General features: G+C 69.6%; 1 pseudogene. It reads left to right on the top strand.

From position 1 onward, the window contains the following. A pseudogene (locus EN850_RS34450) lies at nucleotides 1–352 on the top strand (HAMP domain-containing protein); the annotation flags it as partial.

Raw genomic sequence — 352 nt, 5'->3', positions numbered from 1 at the left:
CGTTGGTAGCCGTGGTCGCCACCGATCGCAGCGCGCTGGATGCCGATGTCGCCGCGTTCCGCAAGCGCACCGCCATCGCCCTGGGTCTGCTGGTCGCGGCGTGGCTGGCGGTGCTGGCCAGCCAGGTGCGCTTCGGCCTGCGCCCGCTGCATCGCCTCGGTGCGCAGCTGGAACAGGTACGGCGCGGCGATGCGCAGCGCATCGATACGCAGGAACTGGGCGCGGAGGTCGCACCGCTGGGTGAAGAACTCAACGCGCTGCTGGACCACCAGCAGGGCATGGTCGCGCGTGCGCGCACCAGTGCACAGGATCTGGCGCATGCGCTGAAGACACCACTGAGCGTATTGGCCAC

Source organism: Mesorhizobium sp. M8A.F.Ca.ET.207.01.1.1, from assembly GCF_004794715.1.
In the GTDB taxonomy this organism is placed as follows: domain Bacteria; phylum Pseudomonadota; class Alphaproteobacteria; order Rhizobiales; family Rhizobiaceae; genus Mesorhizobium.
Note: the sequence above shows the minus strand (reverse complement) of the source record. Positions and strands in the feature narration are given on the sequence as shown.